General features: G+C 58.4%; 1 protein-coding gene. It reads left to right on the top strand.

From position 1 onward, the window contains the following. The coding region (locus PZBJ_RS06645) for an Ig-like domain-containing protein (RefSeq protein WP_240632892.1) at positions 1-1,765 on the top strand (1,765 nt) is incomplete at both ends.

Here is a 1,765-nt window from a genome sequence, read left to right as displayed (position 1 = left end):
AGACGGCGAGCACAGCATCATCGTGATCATCGAAGATCCGGCGGGTAACCAGAGCGACGAGTCCGCGCCGATTGAGTTCATCGTCGACACCGGCAACGTGGCCGTGAGCATCGACTACGCGGTTGACGACGTAGAAGCGCACACCGGCAACATCGCGTCCGGCGCCGTGACCAACGACGACACCCCTACGCTGGTCGGTAAAGCCAAGCCAAACAGCATGGTTGAAATCTTTGACGGCACCACGTCGCTGGGCACCGTGAAAGCCAACGCCTTCGGCGACTGGAGCTTCACGCCGTCCACAGCACTGCCGCACGGCGTGCACCACTTCACCGCGGTTGCGACCGACGCAGCGGGTAACGTGAGCGCACCGACCGCCGAGTTCGTGCTGGATATCGACGTCCAGGAACCGACCAAACCGGGCGATGGCGGCACCGGCGGCGACGGCATCGCGGACGTGATAGACGACGTGGGTCCAATCCAGGGCAGCGTGGGCAATGGCGGCGTGACGGATGACACCACCCCAACCTTAGTAGGTGGCGGTTTGCAGCCAGGTGACATTGTGACCGTAATTGAAAATGGTCAGCCAATTGGTAGCGCGGTTGCAGATAGCAAGGGTGACTGGACATTCACGCCAGATACCCCGCTGAACGAAGGTGCGCATGATTTCACCATCATCGTGACCGACCCAGCGGGCAATAGCTCTGAAGAGTCCGATCCGTATACCGTGATTATCGATATCAAAGCGCCAAATGCGCCAGTGATTGTTGATGCATGGGATGACGTGGCCGGTGGCGTGCATAACGGCGCAATCAGCAACGGCGGCGTGACTAACGATAAACAACCAGAACTGCGCGGTACGGCAGAAGCTAACAGTATTGTTACTGTTTACAAAGCTGACGGCACCGTGATGGGCAGCACCACTACTAACGCGGCGGGTAACTGGTCATTCACGCCGGCTACGGCGCTGGTTGATGCTCCTTACTCGTTCTATGTGAAAGCAATGGATGCTGCGGGTAACGTTTCACCTAAATCCGCTGAGTTCAGTTTAGTGGTGGATACCCTGGCACCAAACGCTCCGAGCATCACCGATGCATGGGATGACGTAGCAGGTGGCGTGTTCAACGGTGCGATTGCCCATAACGGCTTGACCAATGATGATCGTCCGGAACTGCGTGGTAAGGCTGAAGCGAACAGCGTAGTGACTATTTACAAAGCTGATGGTTCATCGCAGGGCAGCGTGAAGGCAGATGGCGCGGGCAACTGGAGCTGGACGCCGGCAACAGCCTTGGGTCAAGGTATCAACAGCTTCTACGTGAAAGCCACAGATGAAGCGGGTAATACCTCGCAGCAATCTGCCACCTTTACATTGAATGTGGATAGCAAGGCACCGAACGCACCGGTTATCACCAGTGTGGAAGATAACGTGGCTGGTGGCACCGTGGGAGCGATTGCCAACGGCGGTCTGACCAACGACAACAAACCAACGCTGAACGGTACGGCGGAAGCAAACTCCGTAGTCACCATTCGTGAAGGCAGCACCGTGCTGGGAAGCGTGAAGGCGGGAGCCGACGGCAAGTGGTCGCTGGAGCTGGCGGGTGCGCTGAGAGACGGCAACCACAGCTTCGTGGTCACGGCGACGGATCTGGCGGGGAACACCTCGGCGCAGTCTAACAGCTGGAGCGTTCTGGTTGACACCAACAGCACCACACCTGCCATCACCGGCGTAGTGGATAACGTGGCGGGTGGTACCGTGGGAGCGATTGCC

It is taken from the genome of Pantoea endophytica (assembly GCF_002858935.1).
In the GTDB taxonomy this organism is placed as follows: domain Bacteria; phylum Pseudomonadota; class Gammaproteobacteria; order Enterobacterales; family Enterobacteriaceae; genus Pantoea; species Pantoea leporis.
This window is presented reverse-complemented; position numbering and strand designations above follow the sequence as displayed.